The organism is Geminicoccaceae bacterium, from assembly GCA_020638465.1.
GTDB lineage: Bacteria > Pseudomonadota > Alphaproteobacteria > Geminicoccales > Geminicoccaceae > JAGREO01.
On the sequence record JACKIM010000001.1, the window covers coordinates 59,313 to 84,977 of the forward strand.

General features: G+C 62.8%; 19 protein-coding genes and 1 pseudogene. 15 read left to right on the forward strand and 5 right to left on the reverse strand.

All coding sequences use genetic code 11. The annotated features are described in order from the left end of the window. The first annotated feature begins 59 nt into the window (after nucleotides 1-59). The 7 genes and pseudogenes from H6851_00265 (at nucleotide 60) to H6851_00295 (ending at nucleotide 10,274) form a co-directional block, all read left to right on the forward strand. On the forward strand, nucleotides 60-1,088 hold the full coding sequence (locus H6851_00265; GenBank protein ID MCB9942043.1) for an ABC transporter permease: 1,029 nt from the start codon (nucleotides 60-62) through the stop codon (nucleotides 1,086-1,088). Between the two features lie 11 nt (nucleotides 1,089-1,099). Further along, a complete protein-coding gene (locus H6851_00270) occupies nucleotides 1,100-2,245 on the forward strand; it encodes an ABC transporter permease (GenBank protein ID MCB9942044.1) in 1,146 nt (381 codons plus the stop codon). A 12-nt stretch (nucleotides 2,246-2,257) separates the two neighbouring features. Continuing rightward, nucleotides 2,258-3,901 (forward strand): ABC transporter ATP-binding protein, encoded by a 1,644-nt coding sequence (locus H6851_00275; GenBank protein ID MCB9942045.1) that lies wholly within the window; start codon nucleotides 2,258-2,260, stop codon nucleotides 3,899-3,901. 12 nt (nucleotides 3,902-3,913) lie between these two features. Continuing rightward, the gene (locus H6851_00280) at nucleotides 3,914-5,290 is read left to right on the forward strand and encodes an alpha-glucosidase/alpha-galactosidase (GenBank protein ID MCB9942046.1); all 1,377 of its coding nucleotides are present in this window, start codon (nucleotides 3,914-3,916) and stop codon (nucleotides 5,288-5,290) included. 3 nt (nucleotides 5,291-5,293) lie between these two features. Continuing rightward, nucleotides 5,294-6,811, forward strand: coding sequence for a tryptophan 7-halogenase (locus H6851_00285; GenBank protein ID MCB9942047.1), 1,518 nt, complete (start codon nucleotides 5,294-5,296; stop codon nucleotides 6,809-6,811). Nucleotides 6,812-6,822: 11 nt separating this feature from the next. Continuing rightward, nucleotides 6,823-8,322: an alpha-glucosidase/alpha-galactosidase gene (locus tag H6851_00290; protein ID MCB9942048.1), complete on the forward strand. Its 1,500-nt coding sequence runs from the start codon at nucleotides 6,823-6,825 to the stop codon at nucleotides 8,320-8,322. 26 nt (nucleotides 8,323-8,348) lie between these two features. Then, nucleotides 8,349-10,274: pseudogene (locus tag H6851_00295) on the forward strand (beta-galactosidase). 6 nt (nucleotides 10,275-10,280) lie between these two features. Here H6851_00295 and H6851_00300 read toward each other — a convergent pair. Next, the gene (locus tag H6851_00300) at nucleotides 10,281-10,982 is read right to left on the reverse strand and encodes a UTRA domain-containing protein (GenBank protein MCB9942049.1); all 702 of its coding nucleotides are present in this window, start codon (nucleotides 10,980-10,982) and stop codon (nucleotides 10,281-10,283) included. Continuing rightward, a complete protein-coding gene (locus tag H6851_00305; GenBank protein ID MCB9942050.1) occupies nucleotides 10,979-12,349 on the reverse strand; it encodes a formimidoylglutamate deiminase in 1,371 nt (456 codons plus the stop codon). Before H6851_00305 ends, H6851_00300 begins: the two co-directional genes overlap by 4 nt. Nucleotides 12,350-12,448: 99 nt before the next feature. On the opposite strand from H6851_00305, the gene H6851_00310 reads away from it, so the two are divergent. Genes H6851_00310 through H6851_00335 form a run of 6 tightly spaced genes read left to right on the forward strand, consistent with a single transcriptional unit; the run spans nucleotide 12,449 to nucleotide 20,084 of the window. Beyond that, on the forward strand, nucleotides 12,449-13,654 hold the full coding sequence (locus H6851_00310; protein ID MCB9942051.1) for an imidazolonepropionase: 1,206 nt from the start codon (nucleotides 12,449-12,451) through the stop codon (nucleotides 13,652-13,654). Further along, the gene (gene hutH, locus H6851_00315) at nucleotides 13,651-15,186 is read left to right on the forward strand and encodes a histidine ammonia-lyase (protein ID MCB9942052.1); all 1,536 of its coding nucleotides are present in this window, start codon (nucleotides 13,651-13,653) and stop codon (nucleotides 15,184-15,186) included. Before H6851_00310 ends, hutH begins: the two co-directional genes overlap by 4 nt. Before the next feature lie 13 nt (nucleotides 15,187-15,199). Continuing rightward, the gene (locus tag H6851_00320) at nucleotides 15,200-16,870 is read left to right on the forward strand and encodes a urocanate hydratase (GenBank protein ID MCB9942053.1); all 1,671 of its coding nucleotides are present in this window, start codon (nucleotides 15,200-15,202) and stop codon (nucleotides 16,868-16,870) included. A 34-nt stretch (nucleotides 16,871-16,904) separates the two neighbouring features. After that, the gene (locus tag H6851_00325; GenBank protein MCB9942054.1) at nucleotides 16,905-18,005 is read left to right on the forward strand and encodes a TRAP transporter substrate-binding protein; all 1,101 of its coding nucleotides are present in this window, start codon (nucleotides 16,905-16,907) and stop codon (nucleotides 18,003-18,005) included. Nucleotides 18,006-18,013: 8 nt separating this feature from the next. After that, nucleotides 18,014-18,541, forward strand: coding sequence for a TRAP transporter small permease subunit (locus tag H6851_00330; GenBank protein ID MCB9942055.1), 528 nt, complete (start codon nucleotides 18,014-18,016; stop codon nucleotides 18,539-18,541). Then, nucleotides 18,534-20,084, forward strand: coding sequence for a TRAP transporter large permease subunit (locus H6851_00335; GenBank protein ID MCB9942056.1), 1,551 nt, complete (start codon nucleotides 18,534-18,536; stop codon nucleotides 20,082-20,084). Before H6851_00330 ends, H6851_00335 begins: the two co-directional genes overlap by 8 nt. Here the strand turns inward: H6851_00335 and H6851_00340 are convergent, their stop codons facing one another. Together H6851_00340 and H6851_00345 are read right to left on the reverse strand one after the other, a co-directional pair. Then, a complete protein-coding gene (locus H6851_00340; protein MCB9942057.1) occupies nucleotides 20,085-21,020 on the reverse strand; it encodes a 3-hydroxyacyl-CoA dehydrogenase in 936 nt (311 codons plus the stop codon). It lies immediately after the preceding gene. Nucleotides 21,021-21,115: 95 nt separating this feature from the next. Continuing rightward, a complete protein-coding gene (locus H6851_00345; protein MCB9942058.1) occupies nucleotides 21,116-22,456 on the reverse strand; it encodes an aspartate aminotransferase family protein in 1,341 nt (446 codons plus the stop codon). 106 nt (nucleotides 22,457-22,562) lie between these two features. Here H6851_00345 and H6851_00350 point away from each other — a divergent pair, with 106 nt between their 5' ends. Further along, nucleotides 22,563-23,327 (forward strand): fumarylacetoacetate hydrolase family protein, encoded by a 765-nt coding sequence (locus H6851_00350; GenBank protein MCB9942059.1) that lies wholly within the window; start codon nucleotides 22,563-22,565, stop codon nucleotides 23,325-23,327. A gap of 98 nt (nucleotides 23,328-23,425) precedes the next feature. Here H6851_00350 and H6851_00355 read toward each other — a convergent pair whose 3' ends face one another. Further along, nucleotides 23,426-24,016, reverse strand: coding sequence for a biotin transporter BioY (locus H6851_00355; GenBank protein ID MCB9942060.1), 591 nt, complete (start codon nucleotides 24,014-24,016; stop codon nucleotides 23,426-23,428). A gap of 236 nt (nucleotides 24,017-24,252) precedes the next feature. Between H6851_00355 and H6851_00360 the strand changes: the two genes are divergently transcribed. Next, nucleotides 24,253-25,599, forward strand: a complete 1,347-nt coding sequence (locus tag H6851_00360; protein MCB9942061.1) for an MFS transporter — start codon at nucleotides 24,253-24,255, stop codon at nucleotides 25,597-25,599. The last annotated feature ends 66 nt before the right edge of the window (nucleotides 25,600-25,665 follow it).

Genomic DNA, 25,665 nt, shown 5'->3' on the forward strand with positions numbered 1-25,665 from the left:
CGAATACCGTACCGCCGGAAGCTTCCTCCCAACACGTATGCTACGGACAGGTTGAGGCGATGCTCAGGTTCATCCTGATGCGTGTCCTGCAGGCCATTCCCGTCCTGCTGGTCATGAGCATCATCACGTTTGTCATCATCCAGGCGCCACCCGGCGATTATGGTGACTTCATCCGCACCAACATGATCACCCAGGGAAATGCGACCATCGAGGCGGCTACGGCCGCCGCCGACCGGTACCGCGAGGAACACGGGCTCAACGACCCGCTTTACGTCCAGTATTTCAGCTGGATCTCCGGGATCATCGCCCGTGGCGACTTCGGCTTTTCCTATTTCTACAACAAACCCGTGGCCGATGTGGTTGCCGAGCGGCTGCCGCCCACCATCGGGCTTGCCATTACCTGTCACATTCTGGCTTCGCTGCTCGGTATAGGCTTCGGCATCCTCGCCGCCACGAGACAGTACAGCTGGATCGATACACTCCTTTCCTTCGTCTCGTTCCTCGGCATGACGATCCCGCGCTTCCTGCTGGCGCTGATCATCCTCTACGTGCTGGCCTTCAAGCTCAACGTACAGGAACTGGGGGCGTTCTTTTCCTCGCGCTATGGCGGCCAGCCCTGGATCCTGGGCGCATTCGATTTCAACTGGGCCAAGCTGTGGAACCTGATCCAGCACATCTGGCCCGTGGTGATGATCGCCACCTTCGGCGGCCTCGCCTACAACATGCGGGTGATGCGCGGCAATCTGCTGGATACGCTGAATGCCCAATATGTCGAGACGGCCCGGGCCAAGGGTCTGAGCGAGGCCAAGGTCATCATGCGCCATGCCGTACCCAACGCGCTGCACCCGCTGGTGGCCTATCAGGGCGTGGTGCTGCCCTACATGCTCACCGGCGAGATCGAAGTGGCGATCGTCTTCTCACTGGCCACCGTGGGTCCCGCCATCGTCGGTTCGATGAGCATCGGCGATGTCTACGTCACCGCCACATTGCTGCTGGTACTGGGCGCCACGCTCATCATCGGCAACATCATCGCGGACCTGCTGCTGGCGATGCTCGATCCCAGGGTCCGGCTGGGAGGCGAGAAATGACCGAGGCACCCATGCGGTCCCTGTTCGACGAGGAACCTCCCATCCTGGAGGAAGGCCCGGACCGGCGCATTTCAACGACTGGCAAACAGGCCCAGGGCTATGCGGCCCTCGTCTGGCGACGGTTTCGCAAGTCGATCCCGGGCATGGTCGGCCTGTTCCTCGTCAGTTCCCTTCTGGTCGTGTCGATCTTCGCCCCCTTCTTCGCTCCGCTCGACCCCAAGAAGCCCTATCTCGGGTTCGCTCCACCCGACAAGATCAGCTTTTATTCAAAGGAAGATGGCTGGCAGTTGTGGCCCGTCACCTATCCCATCGTCGAGACCGACGAGCTTGACCCCATCACCTACCAGCCGATCACCGGCCCCGATCTCGACCATCCGCGCCCGGTACGGTTCTTCGTCAAGGGATGGTCCTATAATATGCTGGGGATGTTCCCCAGCGATATTCACTTCATCGGCAATGCCGACGGTTCGCCCCTTCATCTGCTGGGCACGGACAAGCTTGGGCGGGACATTCTCTCCCGCGGTATCATCGGCTCGCAGATCTCGCTGGCGATTGCACTGATTTCCATCACCTTCATCACCATTGTCGGAACACTGGTCGGCATCACTTCGGGCTATATCGGCGGGACGTTCGATGCCTGGTTCCAGCGCTTTGTCGAGATCATCCTGGCATTCCCGCAACTGCCGCTCTACCTGACCCTGACCACGCTGATCCCGGTCACGGCCTCCTCCGGCTTCTTCCTGACCTTCGTCGTCATCGTCATCGTTGCCCTGGGCTGGGCGCAGCTCTCGCGCGAGGTACGCTCGAAGACGATGTCGCTTGCCCGTATCGATTATGTACGGGCGGCCATGGCCGTGGGCGCGAGCGACCGGCGGATCGTCCTGCGCCATATCCTGCCCAACGTTCTCAGCCACGTGATCGTCTCCATCACACTGGGAATACCGACCATCGTGCTGCTGGAATCCTTCCTCGGCTTTCTCGGCTTCGCCGTGAAACCCCCTTTGATTTCGTGGGGCCTGATGTTGCAGGACGCCGCGGCGTTTTCGGTGCTTGGTTCCTACCCCTGGATTCTCTCTCCGGTGGGCTTCGTGCTGATCACGGTCTTCGCATTCAACGCGCTTGGCGATGGTCTGCGCGACGCCATTGATCCATACTGAGATGTGGAACCCATGATGAACGATACGATCATGCGCCGCAATGCCGAAGGCGACCTCATCCTCGATGCCCGCAATGTCGCGGTCAGCTTCCGGGTCGACGGTGGCATTGTCGAGGCGGTAAGGAATGTTTCCTTTGAACTCTACCGTGGCGAGACCATCGCCATCGTCGGAGAGTCGGGGTCCGGCAAGTCGGTCACCGCGCGCACCATCATGCAACTGCTCTCCAAACGGGCGGTGATATCGCCGACGACGTCCATCAGACTCGATGGCAAGGAACTGACGGCATTCACGCCGAAGCAGATGCAGGCCCTGCGCGGTGACCGGATCTCGATGATCTTCCAGGAACCGATGAGTTCGCTCAATCCGGTCTACACCATCGGCAGGCAGATCTGCGAAGTCCTGCACCTTCATAACCGCTTGAGCCGCAGGGAAGCCATGAAACGGGCAAGGGAACTGCTCGAAGAGGTGCAGATCCCGCAACCGGAAGAGCGCCTGCGGCAATATCCGCATCAGCTCTCGGGCGGACAACGGCAGCGGGTGATGATCGCCATGGCGCTGGCCAACCGGCCTGAAATCCTGATCGCGGACGAACCCACAACCGCACTCGACGTCACGGTTCAGGCGCAGATCCTCCAGCTCATCCATGAGCTCAAGCAGCGCTACGGCATGGCCGTCATTCTCATCACCCACGACCTTACCGTCGTGGAGCAGTTCGCCGATCACGTCTACGTCATGCAGCATGGCGAGGTTCGCGAGCACAATGCCACCCGGGAACTGTTCGCCGATCCGCGACATCCCTACACGCGCCGCCTTCTCTCGTCCGAACCCAAAGGGGTTGCGGCCGCCTTGCAGGCGGACAGCGGCGTGATTCTCGAAGGTGAAAAGGTCAGGGTCGTTTTCCAGCTCAAGAAAGGCGGAATCTTCAGTTCGGCCACAACCGAGCTGGTGGCCGTCGACAATCTCGACATTCGGCTGCACCGCTCAGAGACCCTTGGGCTCGTGGGTGAATCGGGCTCGGGCAAGACCACGTTCGGCCAGGCGCTCCTGCGGCTCATCCACAACGATGGCGGGCGGATCGTCTTCGACGGCCAGCCGATCGACGGTTTCGACCGCAAGGCGATGAAGCCCTTGCGCAGCCATATGCAGATCGTCTTCCAGGATCCGTTCTCTTCGCTCAACCCGCGCATGAGTGTCCGCCAGATCATCGAGGAAGGGCTGATCGTCAACAATATCGGCACCAACGGCAACGACAGGCTTGAGAAAGTTCGACAGGCACTGCGCGATTCGGGCATGCCCGACGATATACTCTCGCGCTTTCCCCATGAATTCTCGGGAGGCCAGCGCCAGCGGCTGGCCATTGCCCGCGCGATTGCCATGGAACCCGAATTCATCCTGCTGGACGAACCGACCTCGGCCCTTGATCTTTCCGTTCAGGCACAGATCATCGAGCTGTTGCGCAAGCTCCAGCGCGAGCGCGGGCTTTCCTATCTCTTCATCAGCCATGACCTGAAGGTCGTGCGCGCCTTGTGCCACCGGGTCATGGTCATGCAGTTCGGCAGGATCGTCGAACAGGGACCGGTGAGCGAAGTGCTGGTCAACCCGCAAACCGACTATACCCGCAAACTCGTTCGTGCCGCCTTCGAAATCGCGGCCTGAGGAAGTTCACCCATGCCTGCCCATCCCAAGATCGCCTTCATCGGTGCCGGTTCGACGGTATTCACCAAGAACATCGCCGGCGACATCCTCCAGCGCCCTGCTCTCGCCCATGCCGAACTGGCATTGATGGACATCGATGCCAGGCGACTTGCCGAATCGGAGATCGTCGTCGGCAAGCTGGCCCGCACGCTCGACGTACCTGCGCGCATCACCACCCATGCCGATCGCCGCAGCGCCCTCGATGGAGCGGACTTTGTCGTCGTCTCCTTCCAGATCGGCGGCTACGAGCCCTGCACGGTGACCGATTTCGAGATCCCGAAGAAGTTCGGCCTGCGCCAGACCATTGCCGACACGCTGGGTGTCGGCGGCATCATGCGTGGGTTGCGCACTGTTCCCCATTTGTGGGCGATTTGCGACGACATGCGGGAAATGTGCCCAAATGCGGTCATGCTCCAGTATGTCAATCCCATGGCGATCAACACATGGGCAATAACATCCCGTTATCCCGATATTCGTCAGGTTGGTCTCTGCCACTCGGTACAGGGCACGGCCTGGGAACTCGCTCGCGATCTGGACATTCCCGTGGAGGAGATCCGCTACAGGGCCGCGGGTATCAATCACATGGCCTTTTATCTCGAATTCGAACATCGCCAAAAGGATGGTTCCTACAGGAACCTCTATCCTTCACTCGTACAGGGCTACCGCGACGGAAAATTCCCCAAGCCGAGCCACTGGAATCCGCGCTGCCCCAACAAGGTGCGATACGAGATGCTTACCCGGTTGGGGTATTTCGTCACCGAGAGTTCCGAGCATTTTGCCGAATATACACCGTATTTCATCAAGAACGGTCGTGAGGACCTGATCGAACGCTTCGGCGTACCGCTCGACGAATACCCCAGACGCTGCATCGAACAGATCGACCGCTGGCGGAAACAGGCCACGGCGTTCGAAGAGGCCGAACGCGTCGAGGTCAAACCCAGCCGCGAATATGCCTCCGAGATCATCAACTCGATGGTCACCGGAGAACCCTCTGTGATCTACGGCAATGTCGCCAACAAGGGATATATCCCCCAACTACCTCAAGGTTGTTCGGTGGAAGTTCCCACGCTGGTGGATGCCAACGGGCTGCAACCGACCGTGGTGACCGATATTCCGCCGCAGCTCGTCGCCCTCATGCGCACCAACATCAATGTCCAGGAACTCACCGTACAGGCTATGCTGCATGAGAAGCCCGAGCACATCTATCATGCAGCCATGCTCGATCCGCACACGGCCGCCGAACTCGATCTCGACCGGATATGGGAACTCGTCGATGCCCTGATCGAGGCCCATGGGGACTGGCTGCCGGCATGGGTCCGCAAGGACCGCCCCGCATCGGTCGCGGCCTGAACAATGCAGACACGGCCGCCCCGTTTCGTGATCGTGGGTGGTGGCACCGCCGGATGGCTGGCGGCACTCATGATCCGCGATGCGGCCCGTCGTGCCGCCATGCCGATCCACCTCACGGTGGTGGAATCGAGTCGCATTCCCACCATCGGCGTCGGAGAGGGGACGACGGCCGTCTTTCGCATGATGCTGCGCCATTTCGGTTTCGATGAAGCCGAATTCCTGCGGGCCACCGGTGCCACGATCAAGTTCGGCATCCGTCATCGCGACTGGCGGACGACCGGCCACACCTATGACGGCCCCATCGACGATCCGCATCAGGTCCTGGGCGACACCAACGGGTCCTGGCTCGACATTCATCAGGTCGCCGCCGGGCGGTCCGTTGCCGAAACCCATCTTTTCGCCGCACTTCTCGACCGCGAGAAAAGCCCCTATGCGCGAAAACCCGATGGTTCGCTGGTTGCCGCGGGCCCCTTCCACCATGCCTATCACTTCGATCAGGCCCTGGTCGGCCAGTATCTGCGCACCAAGGCCCGGGATATCGCCGTCGTCGACGCCGAGGTTCGGGGATGCCGCATGGAGGAGGACGGCATTGCCGCCCTCATCACCGACAATGCCGGCGAGATCGAAGGTGACTTCTTCATCGACTGTTCGGGTTTCAGGCGGGTGCTGATCGAACGGCAAATGGGCGCAACGTGGACGTCCTTTGCCGATGTCCTGCCGGTCAACCGGGCGATGCCATTCTGGCTTGAAATCCGCGAGGATGACGAGATTCCACCCTACACGCTGGCATGGGCACAGGGATCGGGCTGGATGTGGACCATACCGACACGCTACCGGCTTGGCTGCGGCTATGTCTATGACGACAGTTTCATCGGTCCCGACGAGGCCAGGGCGGAGATCGAGGCGGCACTCGGACGGTCGATCGAACCGCGGGCCGACCTGCGCTTCGAGACGGGCCGGCTCACGTCGCCCTGGATCGGCAACTGCCTCGCGCTGGGTCTCGCTTCGAGTTTCCTCGAACCGCTGGAAGCCACCTCCATCCATGGCACCATCGTCCAGCTGATGATCTTCACCCACTTCCATCTCAAGTCACCCGCTGCCATGACGGAGGCCGACCGCCGCTCGTACAACGCAGCGGTTGCCCGGCAAGTCGATGACTTTAGCGATTTCATCAATCTGCACTATGTGAGCGAACGCGAGGACACCCCGTTCTGGCGGGCGATGCGCCATGAACGCATCGGCTTGACGACGCGCGAGCGACTGCACCGCTGGCGGTCGAAAATGCCTTCGGCCGCCGATTTCGCCGAATTCCCCGGCCGTTTCCCGCACATCCAGCAACAACTGCACTACCCGGTGCTCGACGGGCTCGGACTGCTGTCACGCAAGATCGCTCGCGCGGAGATGGCCGCAAGACCAAGGCTGAGCGCCCACGCACGGGCAACGGCAAGATCGCTCATCGCGGAATACAGGCACGCGGCCGGCAGGACGCTCGGTCACCGCGCCTTTCTCGAATCACTGTGACAGGACCAGCCATGTCGACACCATTCAAGATTGCCATCATCGGAGCCGGCAGTGTCGGTTTCACCAAGAAGCTGTGCCGGGATCTGTTCAAGGTGCCGGAATTTGCACAAGTGGAAATAGCACTTACCGATATCAATCCACACAATCTCGATATGATCCGGCAGATCATCGGGCATGTCGTCGAGGTCAACAATCTGCCGGTGACGGTCAGCGCCACGACCGACCGACGTGCCGCTCTCGAAGGAGCACGCTACATCCTCAACTGCGTGCGCATCGGCGGGCTGGATGCCTTTGCCGATGACATTCGCATCCCGTTGAAATACGGCATCGACCAGTGCGTGGGTGACACCATCTGTGCCGGCGGCATCATGTATGGCCAGCGCACCATTCCTGCCCTTCTCGAATTTGCCCGCGACATCCGCGAGGTGGCGGAGCCGGGCGCGTGGCTGCTCAACTATGCCAATCCCATGGCCATGAACACATGGGCCTGCATCGACCATGGCGGCATCAACACCGTCGGCTTGTGCCACGGGGTGCAGAACGGCTGGCGGCAGATGGCCCGCGCACTGGGCATCGACGATCACCGCGAGTTGGACATCATCTGCTCGGGTATCAATCACCAGACGTGGTACATCGATATTCGGCACGGGGATCGCGTGATCGGCAAGGACGAACTGATCGCCGCCTTCGAACGCCATCCCGTATTCTCCCGCCAGGAGAAGGTGCGCATCGATGTGCTGAAGCGCTTTGGCTATTATTCCACGGAATCGAACGGCCATTTGTCGGAATACCTGCCCTGGTACCGTAAAAGGGCCGACGAGATCGGCCGCTGGATCGACATGTCCGACTGGATCCACGGGGAGACCGGCGGATACCTGCGCTACTGTACAGAGAATCGCAACTGGTTCGAGGAGGATTTCCCCCGCTTCCTCGAAGAGGCGGGCCAGCCGCTCGCCGACCACGAACGCACCGACGAGCACGCCAGCCACATCATCGAGGCGATGGAGACGGGCCGCAGCTATCGTGGACACTTCAATGTCAGGAATGGCGGAATCATCACCAATCTGCCGCAGGACTGCATCATCGAGAGTCCCGGATTCGTCGACCGTTTCGGCATCAACATGATCGAGGGCATCACCTTGCCGGATGCCTGCGCCGCCACCTGCATGGCCTCGATCAACGTCCAGCGCATGAGTGTCAGGGCGGCCATGACGGGGGATGTCGACCTTCTCAAGCTGGCGGTCCTTCACGATCCGCTGACAGGCGCCGTCTGCACACCCGATGAAATCTGGCAGATGGTGGATGAGATGCTGGTAGCCCAGGCGGCCTGGCTGCCGCAATATGCCGATGCCATCCCGGCCGCCCGCGAAAGGCTGCGCAACCCGAAGGTCGCGACGCGGGAGTGGAACGGTGCCGCGCGGCGACAGGTCCGCAGCGTCGACGAACTCAAGAGCGCATCGGAACGGTCCGCGAGCCCCGGTCATGCACTGGGTACGAAGGTGATGGGGTGAACACCTCGCCTGTGGAGCCGGCTCGTCTCGGCATCTGCTATTATCCCGAACACTGGGACGAAAGCCTGTGGGCGGAAGACGCATCGCGCATGCGCGAATCCGGCATCCTCTACGTGCGCATCGGCGAGTTCGCCTGGACCCGAATGGAACCGGACCCCGGGAAGCTCCGGCTCGACTGGCTGGACCGGGCCATCGAGACGCTGGGAACGGCAGGCCTGCGGGTAGTCATGTGCACCCCCACCGCTACCCCGCCGAAATGGCTGGTGGACCGCATGCCGGACATGCTGGCCGTCGATGCCGGCGGCCAGCCCCGCCGCTTCGGTTCGAGGCGCCACTACGATTTCAGCCATCAGGGCTATATCGAGGAGTGCCGCCGCATCACCCGCATTCTGGGCGAGCGCTTCGGGCGGAACCGGCATGTGGCCGCATGGCAGCTCGACAACGAATATGGTTGCCACGAGACGGTGCTGTCGTTCAGCGACACCGCACGCGACGGCTTTCGCCTCTGGTTGCAGGAACACTACACCACGATCGGTGACCTCAACCAGGCGTGGGGGAATGTCTTCTGGTCGATGGAATACCGCCACTTCGGAGAAATCGACCTTCCGTCAGCCACCGTCACCGAGGCCAATCCAGCTCACTGGATGGATTTCCGCCGCTTCGCCTCCGACAAGGTCGTCGCCTTCAACAAGGCCCAGGCGGACATCCTGCGCGAGCTCAGTCCCGGACGACGGCTTATCCACAATTTCATGGGTCGCACGCTGAGCTTCGATCACTTCGATGTCTCCGCCGACCTTGATGTGGCTTCATGGGACGCCTATCCGCTGGGCTTTCTCGAACGGTTCGGCGACACGACGCAAAAGGAGCGGTTCGAGCGGCAGGGCGATCCCGACTTCCAGGCCTTCCATCACGATCTCTACCGGACCTGCGCGGCGAAATGGTGGGTCATGGAGCTGCAGCCCGGTCCGGTGAACTGGGCACCCTGGAATCCTGCACCTCGTGCGGGGATGGTAAGACTGTGGGGAATGGAGGCCGCTGCTCACGGTGCCGAAGTGGTGAGTTACTTCCGCTGGCGGCAGGCGCCTTTCGCACAGGAACAGATGCATGCCGGTCTCCTGCGACCCGACTCGCACCCGGCACCGGGGCTTGCCGAGGCAACGCGTCTCGCCCGCGATCTGGACGAAATCGGTCCACTCGGCAACCTTGAGGCCGATGTGGCGCTGCTTTTCGACTACACTTCGGCCTGGGCCTGGGAAATCCAGCCGCAGGGCCGTGATTTCGATTACTTCACACTCGTGTTCGAGTGCTATCGCGCCTTGCGGGCCAAGGGTCTCTCCATCGATGTCCTGCGACCGGATGCCGATGACTGGGGCAAACGAAAGCTGGTCATCGTGCCGGGACTGTTTGCCTGGAGCGAACAAAGCCGCAAGGCATTGGCTGCCTTCGAAGGCGTGGTCATGATCGGCCCCCGTTCGGGCTCGAAGACACGGACCTTCCAGATTCCCGCAGGTCTGGCGCCGGATCTCGGACCGGAGGTGATGGACATAAAGGTGACAAGAGTGGAAAGTCGCCATCCGGGGCCGATGATCGCGGTGGGCAATCATGGCCACCTGCATCGCTGGCGAGAGGATATCGAGGTCGGGCCATCGGCTGAAGCCGTGTGGCGCGACGAGGACGACATGCCCGTGCTGCTGCGTCAGGAGCGTCGCCACTATCTGGCAGGGTGGCCGACACCCGAGTTGTGGCTGTCACTTATCGACGAACTGGCGGCGGTAGCAGGTATCGATACCGTCGACCTGCCGGCGGGTCTGCGCCTGCGTCATACGGCAGCCGGAACATTCGCGTTCAACTACGACAGCCAGCAAAGCTGCGATCTTGCCGCGCTGGGCCTCAAGGGCTTTGCCCCGTCGACAGTTCCGCCTGCCGGCTGTGCCTTCGCACGCAGCCGCTAGCAACGCTCACAGGCTCGTATGCATCCGGTAGCCGGGAGCGAAGGCCAATCGGACGAAGGTGATGGGACAGGGGCCATCGAACGTTGTACGCTCGATGATGAACAGTGCCTGTCCGGGACTGGTACCAAGTATCCGGGCTTCCTCATCACCGGCATTGCTCGCCGTGAAGGTAAAGTCGCCGCGGGTAAAGGGCGCATTGACCACCAGCCATTCATTGGCACTGATCTTCGCCAGGTCGGCTTTCAGGATGTCCGGCGTCGCAGCGAGGTGAAGCCACCTGTCCTCGAACATGTGCGGGCGGCCGTTGGCGAGGTGCACCGCGCGCACATGCAGCATCCGCGTATCGGCCGGCAGATCGAGGCGCGCGCGGATATCGGGCGGTGGCGGCCCCTCCTCGCGATCGAGCAGGCTGTAGCCGTAACGTTCGCCACGAGCCTCGACATCATGACGGGTGATGGAAATGTCGAGAGTGGCCTTGCGTACCGGATGCAGTGCAACCCGCGTACCAGCCCTGCGACGTCGATCCAGCAAACCGGAATCCGCGAGCATCCGCAGCGCACGATTGACGGTGGAACGCGCACAGCCGAACTCGCAGGCCAGCTCGGCCTCACCCGGAATCATCTCTCCGGGCTTCCAGATGCGCGCATGGATACGGCGCAGTACTTCATCATGTACGGCCTGCCAGTTGTTCAGCGCGGTCTCGCTCAAAGGGCGCTCCCGAGCTCACGCATGACCGCCCGATAGCGTCGCACGATCGCATCGCGACGGATGTGCCGCCCCTCGTGCACGAGATGACGCCCGGCTGACCAGACATCGCTGACCATCCGGTCATCGCCGGCGAAGATCCAGGCGTCGATGAGCCCGTCCCCCTCACGTCCTTCGAGATCGACATGTCCGGTATCGAGCGCCAGCAGGTCGGCCCACTGGCCGACGGCGATGACGCCCCTTCCGCGCCCGGCGGCCCGTGCGGCACCCCGCACCGCATCCTCGAACAACCTTCGACCGGTGGAGCGCTCGCGGGTGGCGAGGACCGCTCGCGAACGATCCCGCAGGCGTTGGGAATATTCCAGCGTGCGCAATTCCTCTGCCAGTGCGATGCGGATATTGGAATCGGAGCCGATGCCGAACCGCCCCCCGTGATCGAGCCAGCGCACACCATCAAAGATACCATCGCCGAGACTCGATTCGGTGATCGGGCACAAACCCGCGACCGCGCCGGTACGAGCCAGACCTTCGGTCTCGGGCGGCAACATCTGGGTACAGTGAATGAGACACCAGCGGCCATCCACTTCCGCATGGTCCAGCAACCATTCCACCGGCCGAGCACCCCATGCAGCCTCGATCTCCTCGACCTCGGCGGTCTGTTCGGCCAGATGCATGTGGAAGGGGGCATCGGGCTCCATGATCGCAAGACTGGCGAGATGGTCCCTAGGGACTGCGCGCAGGGAATGCGGAGCGATGCCGAGGCGGTTGTCGGCCGGAAGCTGGCGCACAGCCTCAGCGGCGCCCTCGACCAGTCCGGAGAAGCGGTCGAGGTCGTTGAAGAAGCGGATCTGACCGGCGGTCAGCGGGCGACCGTCACATCCACCATGATGATAGTACACTGGCAGAAGGGTGAGCCCGATGCCGGTCTCGGCGGCAGCCGCGGCGACCCTCGCCGACATCTCGGCAAGTGCGGCATAGGCGACGCCACCGGGCTGGTGGTGAAGATAGTGGAACTCGGTGTTGTTGGCGTAGCCTGCCTCAAGCATCTCCATCTGCACGAAAGCCGTGATCGCCTCGACATGGTCCGGTGTCAGCCGATCGAGGAAGCGGAACATGAGCTGGCGCCATGTCCAGAAACTGTCGCGGGGATCGGGTCCGCGGCGCTCGGTAAGACCGGCCATGGCACGCTGGAAGGCATGCGAATGGAGATTGGCCGGTGCCGGCAGGATCGCTCCGAACAAGGTTTCGTCCCCGGCTGCGCAATCCTGCTCGATGGCACCGATACGGCCGTCATCGTCGATAGCGATGCGCACATCGCTGCGCCATCCCCCTTCCGTCAAAGCCCGCCGCGCCCGAATGACTTCCGCCATGCACCTCCTCCTCCACGATTGGTGATCAACCCTTCTTGACAGGGTTAATATGTCCATACATATTGCGAAAAATTCCGATCAAATCAAGTCGAGAGAATCATGCTGCTGCACAACACCAGACTCGCGACCATGTCCGGCAAAGCGCCCTACGGCCTTGTCGAGAACGGTGCGCTGGTGGTCGAGGCGGGACGGATCGTCTGGGCCGGTCAGCTGAATGCGCTGCCGCGGGAACATGCCCACCATGAACGTATCGACCTCGCAGGCCGCCTGACAACGCCTGCCCTCATCGATTGCCACACGCACATCATCCATGGCGGCGATCGTGCCGACGAATTCGAGATGCGGCTGAACGGCGCTACCTATGAAGAGGTATCGCGCGCTGGCGGCGGCATCGTCTCCACGGTGCGCGCCACCCGCGAGGACAGTGAAGACGAGTTGCTCGAAGGCAGCCTGCGTCGGGTCGACCACCTGATCGCCGAGGGTGTGACGCTGATCGAGGTCAAGTCCGGCTACGGTCTCGATCGCGACACCGAACTGAAAATGCTGCGCGCCGCACGGCGGATCGCGGAACATCGTCCGGTGCAGGTGTGCACCAGCTTCCTTGGTGCCCATGCCGTACCCGCCGAATACAAGGGACACGCCGACACCTATATCGACCAGGTCTGCATTCCCACACTTGAGGCAGCCCATGAAGAGGGACTGGTGGACGCAGTGGATGGCTTTTGCGAGAACATCGCATTCGATACCCAGCATATCGAACGGCTCTTCGTGGCGGCACGTGGGCTGGGATTGCCCGTCAAGCTGCATGCGGAGCAACTGTCACAACAGGGCGGTACGCGCCTCGCAGCACGTTATGGTGCGCTCAGCGCCGATCATCTCGAATATGCCGATGCGGAGGATGCGAAGGCCATGGCCGCTGCCGGGACGGTGGCCGTGCTGTTGCCCGGTGCGTTCTACACGCTACGCGAAACGAGAATTCCGCCGGTGGCTGCCTTTCGCGAGCACGATGTGGCCATGGCGGTGGCAACCGACTGCAATCCGGGCTCATCGCCCCTGACGTCCCTGTTGCTGGCCATGAACATGGCCTGCACGCTCTTCCGCATGACACCGCAGGAAGCTCTGGCTGGCGTGACCCGACACGCAGCGAAGGCACTGGGCGAGAAGGATCGCGGCCGGATCGAAGCCGGCTGCTTCGCCGATCTGGCGATATGGGATGTCGACCATCCGGCGGAACTCTCCTATCGTATCGGATTCAATCCCCTGCACCGCCGCATGTATGGCGGACGCCTGGAGATGGCGGCATGACCATGACGCTCACGCCGGGTGAAACGACGCTCATCCAGCTCGAATCGATATGGCGCTGCGGGCATCCGGCGAACCTGGATCCCCGCGCGCGTCCGGCAATCGAGCGGGCGGCGGCGATCGTGCGCGAGACTGCACGCGGCGAGGCTGCAATCTACGGTGTAAATACCGGGTTCGGCAAACTCGCCAGCGTGCGCATCGAACCGCATGATACCGAAACCCTGCAGCGCAACCTGATCCTCTCCCACTGCTGCGGTATCGGCGAACCCCTCGATCCGGCAACGGTGCGGCTGATGATGACGCTCAAGCTCCTGTCGCTGGGACGGGGCGCGTCCGGTGTGGCTTACGAGACCGTGTCGCTGATCGAGGCCATGCTGCGGAACGATGTCATACCCGTGGTTCCGCATCAGGGCTCGGTCGGAGCGTCGGGGGATCTCGCGCCACTGGCTCACATGACAGCCGTGATGATCGGCGAAGGCGAGGCCCTGTTCGGGGGACAGCCCATGGCGGGCGGCGAGGCCCTGCGCCGGGCAGGCCTCAAGCCGGTGGTTCTCGGCCCCAAGGAGGGGCTGGCACTGATCAATGGTACCCAGTTCTCCACCGCCTGCGCGCTGGCCGGGCTGTTCGAGGGCTGGCGCAACGCTCACGCATCCGTGGTCATTGCAGCGCTCTCCACCGACGCCATCATGGGCTCGACGGCACCGCTGCTGGACGAGATACATACCCTGCGCGGCCATCCCGGCCAGATCGATGTGGCCAGGGCGATGCGCGCGCTGATGGAGGGAAGCGAGATTCGCGAGAGTCATCGCGACGGCGACAGCCGGGTGCAGGATCCCTATTGCATCCGCTGCCAGCCACAGGTGACGGGTGCGGCCATCGACCTCCTTCGCAGCGCAGGACGCACGCTGGAGATCGAGGCCAATGCGGTGACCGACAATCCACTGGTGCTTGTCAGTCAAGGGCAGGTCGTTTCCGGCGGCAATTTCCACGGCGAACCGGTGTCCTTTGCCGCCGATATCATCGCGCTCGCATTGTCGGAGATCGGCGCCATCGCCCAGCGGCGGGTGGCGCTGATGGTCGACCCGACACTGAGCTTCGACCTGCCGCCCTTCCTCACCCCCGATCCGGGACTCAATTCCGGGCTGATGATCGCCGAGGTGACCACCGCAGCGCTGATGAGCGAGAACAAGCACAGGGCCCATCCCTGTTCGACCGATTCGACGCCGACCTCGGCCAATCAGGAAGACCATGTGAGCATGTCAGCCCATGGCGCCTTCCGTCTCTTCGCGATGAATGCCAATCTCAACGTCATTCTCGGCGTGGAGATGATGTGTGCGGCGCAGGGTGTGGAGTTCCGCGCACCACTGCGGACCAGCGCTCCACTGCAGCGGGTCGTCGGGCACATTCGCGAGTCGATCCCGGGCCTGACCGGAGACCGCTTCCTTGCACCGGATCTCGTGCGCGCCGCCGCAATGATCAGGGATGGTTCGCTGCTCGACGCCGCCGGTCCGGCCGTCCTTTCCACATTCCGTTGAGTGGAGTTCCGAGGTGAACGACCCGAGACACAATATCCGCGACATCTTTCCCGCAACCGGCAACAGGATCACCGCGAAGAGCTGGCTGACCGAAGCACCGATGCGCATGCTGATGAACAACCTTCATCCCGACGTTGCCGAAAACCCGCATGAACTGGTGGTTTACGGCGGTATCGGCCGGGCAGCGCGTACCTGGAAGGATTTCGACGCCATCGTCGCCAGCCTGAAGACACTCGACGATGACGAAACGCTCCTGGTGCAGTCGGGCAAACCCGTAGGCATCTTCCGTACGCACACGGACGCTCCGCGGGTCCTGATCGCCAACTCCAACCTCGTGCCTCACTGGGCCAACTGGGATCACTTCAACGAACTCGACCGCAAGGGCCTCGCCATGTACGGCCAGATGACGGCAGGCTCGTGGATCTACATCGGCAGTCAGGGAATCGTGCAGGGCACCTACGAGACGTTCGTCGAAGCCGGCCGTCAGCACTATGACGGCGATCTGAAGGGCCGCTGGATCCTGACCGGGGGACTGGGCGGCATGGGCGGCGCACAGCCGCTGGCGGCGGTGATGGCCGGAGCCTGCTGTCTTGCGGTCGAATGCGACGAGACCCGCGCGGATTTCCGCCTGCGGACCCGCTATGTCGACGAGAAGACCCACGACCTCGACGATGCGCTGGCGATGATCGAACGCTGGACGGCGGCCGGAGAAGCCAAGTCGGTGGCATTGATCGCGAATGCCGCCGATATCTTCGCCGAGATCGTCAAGCGCGGGGTAAGGCCCGACATCGTCACCGACCAGACCTCGGCACATGACCCGGTGCACGGCTATCTTCCCCAGGGCTGGACCGTCGCCGAATGGCGGGCAAGGCAGGAAAGCGATCCGAAGGCAGTGGAAAAAGCTGCGCGCCACAGCATGAGGACGCATGTTGCGGCCATGGTCGATTTCTGGAACGCCGGCGTGCCGACACTGGACTACGGCAACAACATCCGCCAGGTCGCCCTTGAGGAGGGACTGGCGAATGCCTTTGCATTTCCCGGCTTTGTCCCGGCCTATATCCGCCCGCTGTTCTGTCGCGGCATCGGACCGTTCCGCTGGTGTGCCCTGTCCGGCGACCCCGAGGACATCTACCGGACCGATGCCAGGGTCAGGGAACTGGTGGACGACCCGCATCTGCACAACTGGCTTGACATGGCGCGCGAGCGCATCAGCTTTCAGGGCCTGCCGGCACGCATCTGCTGGGTGGGGCTCGGCGTCCGCCACAAGCTCGGCCTCGCCTTCAACGAGATGGTGCGAACGGGCGAGCTTTCAGCACCGGTGGTCATCGGCCGGGACCACCTCGATTCGGGCTCGGTGGCATCGCCCAATCGCGAGACGGAAGCGATGAAGGATGGTTCGGATGCCGTATCAGACTGGCCGTTGCTGAACGCGCTGCTCAACTGCGCTTCGGGCGCAACGTGGGTGTCGCTGCATCACGGCGGTGGTGTCGGCATGGGATTTTCACAGCATTCGGGCATGGTCATCTGCTGCGACGGCAGCGACGATGCCGCAAGGCGGATCGGGCGTGTATTGTGGAACGATCCGGCCACGGGTGTCATGCGCCACGCCGATGCGGGCTATGACATCGCCGTCGATTGTGCACGGGAGAACGGGCTGAGGCTGCCCGCCATTCTCGGAAATTGAAGTGTTGCATCCGAATGACCACGGGAGAGATTCGATGATCAAGCGACGTGCGTTGATGGGAGCCGGTGTCACCGGCATTGCCGCTGCAACGACCGCCAGCAGCTTTCCTGCCCCGGCCATCGCCCAGGACAAACGGCAGTGGAACATGGTTACCGCATGGCCCAGGAACCTGCCGGGGCCGGGCGTGGCGGCGCAAATGCTGGCCGACCGCATCGCCATGCTCTCCGGCGGCCGCATCGAGGTGAAGCTGCATGCGGCGGGCGAACTGGTGCCGGGCAACGGCGTTTTCGATGCCGTGGCCGAGGGCACGGCCGATCTTTATCACGCCGTCCCGGCGTATTGGGGCTCGAAGTCCAAGGGTATCCTGTTGTTTGGCTCGCAACCCTTCGGTCTTCGTGCCGACGAGCAGGTCGGCTGGCTGACCCATGGCGGCGGGCAGGCCCTCTATGACGAGGTCTATGGCCAGTTCGGGCTGAAGCCGTTCCTGTGCGGCAATTCGGGACCGCAATGGCAGGGATGGTTCCGCAACGAGATCAACTCCGTCGATGACCTCAAGGGTCTCAAGTTCCGCACGACCGGACTCGCATCGGAGATGTGTTCGAAGCTCGGCATGGCCGTGCAGGCGATGGGCGGACGTGACATGTTCCAGGCGCTGCAATCGGGTGCACTCGATGCCGGCGAGTTCATCGGTCCGTGGTCGGACAGTGCCCTGGGCTTCTACCAGGTGGCAAAGTTCTACTATTGGCCCGGTGTCGGCGAACCGTCCTCCGCAGAGGAATGTGCCGTCAACGCGAAGGTCTACAACGAGTTGCCGGAAGACCTGCAAGCGGCGGTGCGACTGGCCTGCGAGAGCCTGTATAACACCGTCTGGACCGAATATGAGACCAAGAGCGCGCAGGCCCTGCAACAGCTGGTCGCCGATCAGGGTGTACAGGTGAGAAAACTGCCCGATGACGTCGTTCTCGCCATGGGCAAAGCCGCCGATGAGACGATCGCCGAGTTGCGCGATGACAACGATCCGCTGGTGAAGAAGATCACCGAGAGCTTCGTGAGCTATCGCGACCTTATCGGCCCCTACATGGTGTACGCCGACAACGGCCAGATGAACGCCCGTGCGCTGGTTCGCGGCTACTGACACCGCCCATGACGCAAGGAGCTGGAGCCCTCGACCGTCTTGCCTCCTCGCTGGACGCGGTCAATCGACATGTCGGCATGACCGTGCGCTGGTTCGCGCTGGCGATGGTGCTGTTGCAGTTCGCCATCGTGCTTTTGCGCTATGTCTTCGGCTTCAGCTCCATCGCCCTCAATGAAAGCGTGCTCTACCTGCATGCCTCGCTGTTCATGCTTGGCGCAGGTTACACCCTGCTCATTGACGGGCATGTGCGGGTCGACATCTTCTATGCGCCGGCGCGTGCGCGAACCAGAGCCATCATCGACGCCTTCGGGCATCTGTGCATGCTCATCCCGTCAATGACCGTCCTGCTCTACTGGTCGTGGCCATCCGTGGCCCGTTCATGGGCGATTCTCGAAGGAGCGATCTCCGTGGGCGGGATTCCCGCCGTCTTCCTGTTGAAATCGCTGATTCCGGCCTTCTGCATCCTGCTCATCGTCCAGTCGCTCGCCTGCTTCCTTCGCCAAATTGTCATCCTGGGAAGCAGCGGCCGTGACTGAATATCTCGATTTGCTGATGTTTGCGGCCCTGATGGGCTGCATCCTGCTGGGCTTCCCCGTCGCCTTCTCCATCGCCGGCGTCGCGGTTGCCTTTGCCGGACTGGGCTGGGCCACCGGGCACATGAACATCGCCCTGCTGGGTGCCCTCGGCCAGCGCGTCCATGGCGTGCTCACCAACAACGTGCTGATCGCCATTCCGCTGTTCGTCATCATGGGCGTTGTCCTTGAGAAGAGCCGCATCGCCGAGGAACTGCTCGACACCATGGGCCGGCTGTTCGGGCAGCTCAGGGGCGGCCTCGGCATCTCGGTGGTGCTGGTGGGTGCGCTGCTCGCGGCATCCACGGGCATTGTCGGCGCCACCGTCACCGCCATGGGCCTCATCGCCCTGCCCTCCATGCTCAAGGCCGGCTACGATCCGCGGCCTGCCTGCGGGCTGGTCTGCACGGCCGGAACCCTGGGCCAGATCATCCCGCCATCGACCCTGTTGATCATCCTGTCCGATGTGATGTCATCCGCCTACCAGCAGGCTCAATATGCACAGGGCAAGTTCACCATCGAGACCATCTCGGTCGGTCAGATTTTTGCCGGTGCACTCATGCCGGGCCTGACCCTGGTGGCGATCTACATTCTCTATATCCTCCTGCGTGGCGCAGTCAGGCCCGGCGACATGCCACCGGCACCGGCCAACCTCGGCCGGCCGGCGGCAAGTGAAGTGGCACGCGCCATCCTGCCGCCCGTGCTGCTCATCATCGCCGTCCTGGGCGCCATTCTGGGCGGCGTGACCACACCGACCGAGGCTGCCGCCGTCGGGGCCGTCGGGGCCATGCTGATGGCCGGCCTGCGCCTCGGGGCGCCACGCTGGCTGCTCATGAGCGGCATCATCGGCCTTGCCGTGCTGGGTGTCGTCGCCGGCGTCGCTCCGGTCCGGTTCCAGCGCAGCGACATTACCCACGTCGAGGAATGGCTCGGTGCGGGATATGCCGCCCTCGCACTCATCGGCATTGTGGCGATCGTCGTCGCCTTGCGTCGTGCTGACAGGGCGGGCGTACTGCGGCCCGCCCTCACTTCGACACTCGGCGTCACCTCCATGATCTTCGCCACGCTGATCACGGCCAGCATGTTCTCGCTCGTGTTCATCGGGCTGGGCGGCGAGGAGCGCATGGCCGAAATCCTGAAATCGATGCCCGGCGGTCCCCATGGAGCGTTGATATTCTGCATGGGGCTGATTTTCATCCTGGGCTTCTTTCTCGATTTCGTCGAGATCACCGTCATCCTTCTGCCCCTGGTCGCCCCGTCCCTGATCCTCATGGGGCACGATCCGGTCTGGCTGTCGATCCTGATCGCCATCAACCTGCAGACGAGTTTCCTCACCCCGCCCTTCGGCTTTTCTCTATTCTACCTGCGCGGTGCCGCACCGCCGGAAGTGACGACCGGGCAGATCTATGCGGGCGTCGCGCCATTCATCGGCCTGCAGATCGTCGCCATGACCGTCATCTGGTTCCTGCCGTTCATCGCGACCTGGTTGCCTTCAGCGATCTATTGATCATGGATCGTCCGGCTGGATGCCGAGATGGGCGGCAAGGGCAGCCAGACGTTCGTTGCGCCATTCCATGCGGCGCGACAGTCGTTCCGGCGACGCCTCGTGCGGCCAGGCGTCCAGCAGCTTCCCGGTGACGGCGGGCTCGAAGACCTGCGCCCCCGGCGGATCTTGCGCGAGCCGCTTGTAGAACCCCGTATACCGCTCGCAATAGTCGCGAATTCCTCCCGGTGCGTTGAGTTCGATGGTGGCGAACGGACCGATGAACGACCAGCGGCGGGCAAGACCGTCCGTCAGGGTGGCATCGAGGTCCTCGGGACTGACCACGCCATCGGCGACCAGCCGGAACGCTTCGGCCAGCAGGGCTCCCTGCAGGCGGTTGAGGACGAACCCCTCGACCTCCCGTTCGACCATCACCGGGGTCTGCCCGACGCCCTCGTAGATCGACCATGCCTTCTCAAGCTCCGGCCGGCCGGTCCATGGCGCACCGCAAATTTCGACAATGGGCACAAGATGCGGCGGGTTGACGGGATGGCCGACAAGGCAGCGGCTCCGGCCTTCGAGGGATTCCGTGAATTTCGAGCACACGATGGCGGAGGTCGACGAAGCGAGAAGGGCGCTTGCGGGTGCGACGCGATCCATGGTCTCGAACAACGAGCGTTTGACCTCGACCTGTTCGGGGCCATTCTCCTGCACGAAGGAAGCACCCTCGACTGCCGCCTCGACACTTTCCACAACGCGCACCCGGCCCGTCACCGCCTCGACATCGCCGAGCAGGCCATGGCGCACGAGGATGTCGCAATCCTGCCCCAGGGAATCCATGAAACGCTCTCGGGTGGCGGGATCGGGATCGAACGCTGTCACCGCGTGGCCGGCACGGGCGAACACGATGGACCACGCACGGCCGATAAGCCCGCCTCCGACGATACCGAGCTGTTCCATCGGCCATCCCTCCCCGTCATGAGCTGCCGCAGGACCTGCTCGAACACGGCGGCCGGTCCGTGCCCTTGAACGTCCGGCCGCCAGTTGATCGCGGTTCAGGCCACTTCGCGAATGATCTTGCGCACCGTCTCGACAATCTTGTCGATCTCCTCTTCGGAGACGATCAGCGGCGGCGACATGGCAATCGTATCGCCGGTTATGCGCAGCATGATGCCATGTTCATGGAACCCCCTGCGCATCGCCTCATAGGCACGCTGACCGGGCTTGCCCGGCAGGGGCGACATTTCGACAGCACCCATGAGCCCGAGATTGCGGATATCGATGACGTTGGGCTCCCCCTTGAGGCTGTGCACAGCCTCCTGCCACTTGGGCGAGAGCGAGGCGGCGCGCTCGAAGAGCCCCTCCTCCTTGTAGACCTCAAGGGTCGCAAGAGCGGCAGCACAGGCGACCGGGTGGGCGCTGTAGGTGTAGCCGTGGAACAGTTCGATCAACCGCTCGTCGGCCTGACTGCCGATGATGGTGTCGTAGATCTCCTTCGAGGCCATCACGGCACCCATGGGGATTACCCCCGAGGTGAGGCCCTTGGCAGTCGTCACAAGGTCCGGTTCGACACCGAAATACTCGGCGGCGGATCCCTTGCCGAGGCGACCGTAAGCCGTGATCACTTCGTCGAAAATCAACAGGATGCCGTATTTCTTCGTGATCTCGCGCAACTTCTGGAGATAGCCTTTGGGCGGCGGATAAACCCCGATGGAACCTGCCACCGGCTCGACAATGACGGCAGCGATGTTGGAAGCATCGTGCAGGGCCACCAGCCGTTCCAGTTCGTCGGCAAGTTCGGCACCACTTTCAGGCTGTCCCTTCGTGAAGGCATTCTTCGCGATGTCGAGGGTATGCGGCAGGTGATCGACCCCGCCCAGTGCCTGGCCGAACCACTTGCGGTTGGCGACCATCCCGCCCACGGAAATTCCGCCGAAGCCAACTCCATGATATCCGCGCTCGCGCCCGATGAGCTTGGTGCGGGTCCCCTCGCCGCGCGCACGCTGGTAGGCCAGCGCGATCTTGAGCGCCGTATCCACCGATTCCGAGCCGGAATTGGTGAAAAAGGCATAATCGAGTTGCCCCGGGAACAGGTTGGCCAGCTTCGAGGCCAGTTCGAAGGCCTTGGGATGGCTGAACTGGAAGGACGGAGCGAAATCGAGCTCGGCCACCTGGTCCTGCACCGCCTTGACGATGCGCTCGCGGCCATGACCCGCGTTGCAGCACCACAGCCCGGCGGTTGCATCGAGAATCCTGCGCCCGTCGGCGGAGGTGAAATGCATGCCCTCGGCCTTGGACAGCAGCCGCGGTGCCGCCTTGAACTGCTTGTTGGGGGTGAACGGAATCCAGAACGCCTCAAGATCGTTGGGCGCTGATGTCGCATTTTCAGTCAGCATCGACTTGCTCCCTTCAGGTGGGATCATACATCCGACTAGCGTATCGGGCTGTCAATCGCACGCTTGTAGCGCTATCAGCAAGATGAAGGAATACAGGAGACCCTTAATGACAGAAGCGACCGAAGTCGCAGCGGCAGCACTCGCCAAGGCGTTCGAGACCGAGACCCTGATCGATCCGCTCTCGGATGTGCTGCTGAAGGATCCGGCGACCGCCTATGCGATCCAGTTCCACGCCATCGACCGCATCGAAGGCGCGATCGCCGGCTGGAAGGTCGGTGCCACCAATCCCAAGGCCCAGGCCTCCATGCGGACCGATGGCCCATTCTATGGACCGATCCTGGTCGATTGCGATGCCACGGGTCGCAGTTACGGATCGGTGACGCCGGGCACCATCGGTGCCGAGATCGAGATTGCCTTCCGCATCGGTCACGACCTGCGTCGGCGCAGCACCCCTTACGAAGTCGACGAGGTGCGCGACGTGATCCAGTCGATGCATCCGGCAATCGAGGTCATCGGCCTGCGCCAGAAGATCAGCGGACCGCTCACCGCACTTTGCGCGATTGCCGATTTCGGCGGCAACGTCCTGTTCAAGGCCGGCCCGGCCATCGCCAACTGGCAGAACATCGACCTGACGACGATCGGGGCACGCTGCGATGTCAACGGTCACACGATGAACGAGGGCGTATCGAGCGTGGTTCTGGGCAACCCGCTCAACGCGCTCTGCTGGCTGGCCAACAACGGCCCCGGTCTGCAGGCGGGCCAGTGGATAAGTACGGGCTCGATCACGGCCGTTACGCCGGTCAAGGCAGGCGATACGGTCGTCGGCGATTTCGGGAGCATCGGTTCGGTTTCACTGCTGCTTGAAGGTTGAAGAGTCGTCCAGCGAGGACGTTTCTTCCCGCAGACATGAAAAAACGGCAGCCACGTCAGCGGCTGCCGTTTTGTTTTCATGCCGGCCCGGCAGATATCTCAATCGCGGGCCACGAATTTCCACACTGTCGGCAACACGGCTGCAGCAAGCGCGATCTTGAAGGCGGCACCCGGCAGGAACGGCAGCAGTCCCACCTGCAACACGGGCTTGTCCCAACCGATGAGATAGCCGAGCCACAGGTTGCCGAGAGCAAGGATGATTGCCGTTCCAAGGGTCATCGCCAGCAACGCGGTGACGATATGGCGATCCCAGCCACGGGCGGCCAGCCAGCCGACGACGGCGGCCGAGACGGCAAAGCCCGCCAGATAACCGCCGGTTGGTCCCATCATGTAAGCCAGTCCGATACCGCGTTCGGGGGTGTTGGCGAAGACCGGAAGCCCCATCGCGCCCTCGGCCAGGTAGAGCAGTACGGTGGCTGCGCCCAGACGCCAGCCATAGGCCATGCCGATCATGAGCACGACAAAAGTCTGCATCGTCATCGGCACAGGATAGAACGGCACCTGGATCTTGGCCGAAAGCCAGAGGGCCACCGAGCCCGCCACGGCCAGAACAAGATTGCGGGTGATGCCGGAACCGTTTCGCCCCATCGCTTCGATGAGCGTGGGTTGCAGGGAGGTCGAGGTCGTCATGGAAATGATCTCCGATCGGCGGTCAGGGCTGGCCCTTCGATAATCTCCGGGGCGTCGGATGTCGTTGACGATATTGCCGCCATGAAGTCAAGAGCGCCATGGTGACATGACCTTCACGACGGCATGTCGACCATTTCGCACATTCTCCCGCAAACAGGAGGGCGGGACGGTCCTTTTCCATTTTTTGCCAAGCATGATGGTTGCATCGATGGCTGTTGCCATGGGAGGATTGCGGCATGCTCGACAGTACAGACCACCGTTCGCCAAGCCCGTTTGCCGACCGTCGGTTCCGCTGGATGTTTGCCAGCCAGATCTTTTCCCTGCTGGCGATCGGCATCCTCACCATGGCCCTTTCGCTCGCCGCTTACCGCATCGGAGGGACCGCCGGTGCCGGTATCATTCTGGGGATGATCCTCGCCCTGAAGATGGTGGCGTATGTATTCATTGCCCCGATCGCAGAGATCTGGGTGTCGCGCTTCGCACCGCAAAAGGCGCTGGCGGCGCTGGATTTCCTGCGGATGCTGTTGCTGGTTCCCATGGCGTTTGTCGATCAGACGGCGGCGATTGCGGCGCTCGCCTTCCTTTTCTTCGCCATCTCGGCAGCATTCACACCGCTCTATCAGGCGACCATCCCGCTCATTCTCGATGACGAGGCCGCCTACGCCCGCGGACTGTCGCTGTCCCGGCTCGCCTACACCTTCGAGAGCGTCACCAGCCCGGTACTCGCCGGCATCGCGTTGACGATCATCGCCGAACATTCGCTGTTCCTGCTCGCCGCCTGTTCGCTGCTGCTGTCCATCGCCTCGCTCCTCCTTTCCCATCTGGGCATCGGCGCGACACCGTCAAGGAAGGCACCATTCCTGCAACGGGTCAGCCGCGGTGTCGGCATCGAACTGAGGACGCCCCGCCTTCGAGGGCTCCTGGCGCTCAACCTGGCCCTGTCGCTGGGACTGGGATGGGTCCTGGTCAACAGCGTGGTGTTCGCCGGTGCCCGCTTCGGCGACGATCCCCGAGCCTTTACCACGCTCATGACGGGCTACGGCATCGGTGCTGCCAGCCTGGCGCTGCTGGTGCCGCGACTGCTGAACCATTGCAGCGAGCGATGCGTCATGCTCATCGGTTGCGCCCTGTTCGCCCTCTCCACCCCGGCGATCCTGCTGCCGATGGGTCTCGCGGGATTCGTCCTGCTGTGGGCGGTGCTGGGAGCGGCATCCTCCATGGTGATGACGCCGGGTGGTCTCGTGCTCAATCGATCGGCAGCGCGAGGCGATCGCCCCGCGCTGTTCGCCGCCCAGTTCTCGCTCTCCCATGCCGCGTGGCTGCTGGCTTATCCGCTTGCAGGCTGGGCCGGAACGGTGCTCGGCGTCGAATATGCCCTGCTGGCCCTGGGAACGGCAGCGGCTGTCGTCACGCTGGTTGCCTCGCGGCTGTGGCCCGCAGACGACCCGCTTGAGCGCCGGCACAGCCATGAGAACCTGCCGCCCGACCACCCTCACCTGCGGGACTTGGTGCCCGATGGACCGGGGCGCAGCCATGTTCACGCCTTCCACATCGATGACCAGCATCCACGCTGGGTCATGTAGCGTTCGGGGACGCTCTCCCGTCCAGCAGGCAAATTGTGGACGATGGACGAATACCCCGGAGGCGTT

Bases quoted from the DNA above. Each gene is read 5' to 3' on its own strand.
- H6851_00265 (MCB9942043.1), top strand. From the start codon at position 60: ATGCTCAGGTTCATCCTGATGCGTGTCCTGCAGGCCATTCCCGTCCTG.
- H6851_00270 (MCB9942044.1), top strand. From the start codon at position 1,100: ATGCGGTCCCTGTTCGACGAGGAACCTCCCATCCTGGAGGAAGGCCCG.
- H6851_00275 (MCB9942045.1), top strand. From the start codon at position 2,258: ATGATGAACGATACGATCATGCGCCGCAATGCCGAAGGCGACCTCATC.
- H6851_00280 (MCB9942046.1), top strand. From the start codon at position 3,914: ATGCCTGCCCATCCCAAGATCGCCTTCATCGGTGCCGGTTCGACGGTA.
- H6851_00285 (MCB9942047.1), top strand. From the start codon at position 5,294: ATGCAGACACGGCCGCCCCGTTTCGTGATCGTGGGTGGTGGCACCGCC.
- H6851_00290 (MCB9942048.1), top strand. From the start codon at position 6,823: ATGTCGACACCATTCAAGATTGCCATCATCGGAGCCGGCAGTGTCGGT.
- H6851_00305 (MCB9942050.1), bottom strand. From the start codon at position 12,349: ATGGCGGAAGTCATTCGGGCGCGGCGGGCTTTGACGGAAGGGGGATGG.
- H6851_00310 (MCB9942051.1), top strand. From the start codon at position 12,449: ATGCTGCTGCACAACACCAGACTCGCGACCATGTCCGGCAAAGCGCCC.
- hutH (MCB9942052.1), top strand. From the start codon at position 13,651: ATGACCATGACGCTCACGCCGGGTGAAACGACGCTCATCCAGCTCGAA.
- H6851_00325 (MCB9942054.1), top strand. From the start codon at position 16,905: ATGATCAAGCGACGTGCGTTGATGGGAGCCGGTGTCACCGGCATTGCC.
- H6851_00330 (MCB9942055.1), top strand. From the start codon at position 18,014: ATGACGCAAGGAGCTGGAGCCCTCGACCGTCTTGCCTCCTCGCTGGAC.
- H6851_00340 (MCB9942057.1), bottom strand. From the start codon at position 21,020: ATGGAACAGCTCGGTATCGTCGGAGGCGGGCTTATCGGCCGTGCGTGG.
- H6851_00345 (MCB9942058.1), bottom strand. From the start codon at position 22,456: ATGCTGACTGAAAATGCGACATCAGCGCCCAACGATCTTGAGGCGTTC.
- H6851_00350 (MCB9942059.1), top strand. From the start codon at position 22,563: ATGACAGAAGCGACCGAAGTCGCAGCGGCAGCACTCGCCAAGGCGTTC.
- H6851_00355 (MCB9942060.1), bottom strand. From the start codon at position 24,016: ATGACGACCTCGACCTCCCTGCAACCCACGCTCATCGAAGCGATGGGG.
- H6851_00360 (MCB9942061.1), top strand. From the start codon at position 24,253: ATGCTCGACAGTACAGACCACCGTTCGCCAAGCCCGTTTGCCGACCGT.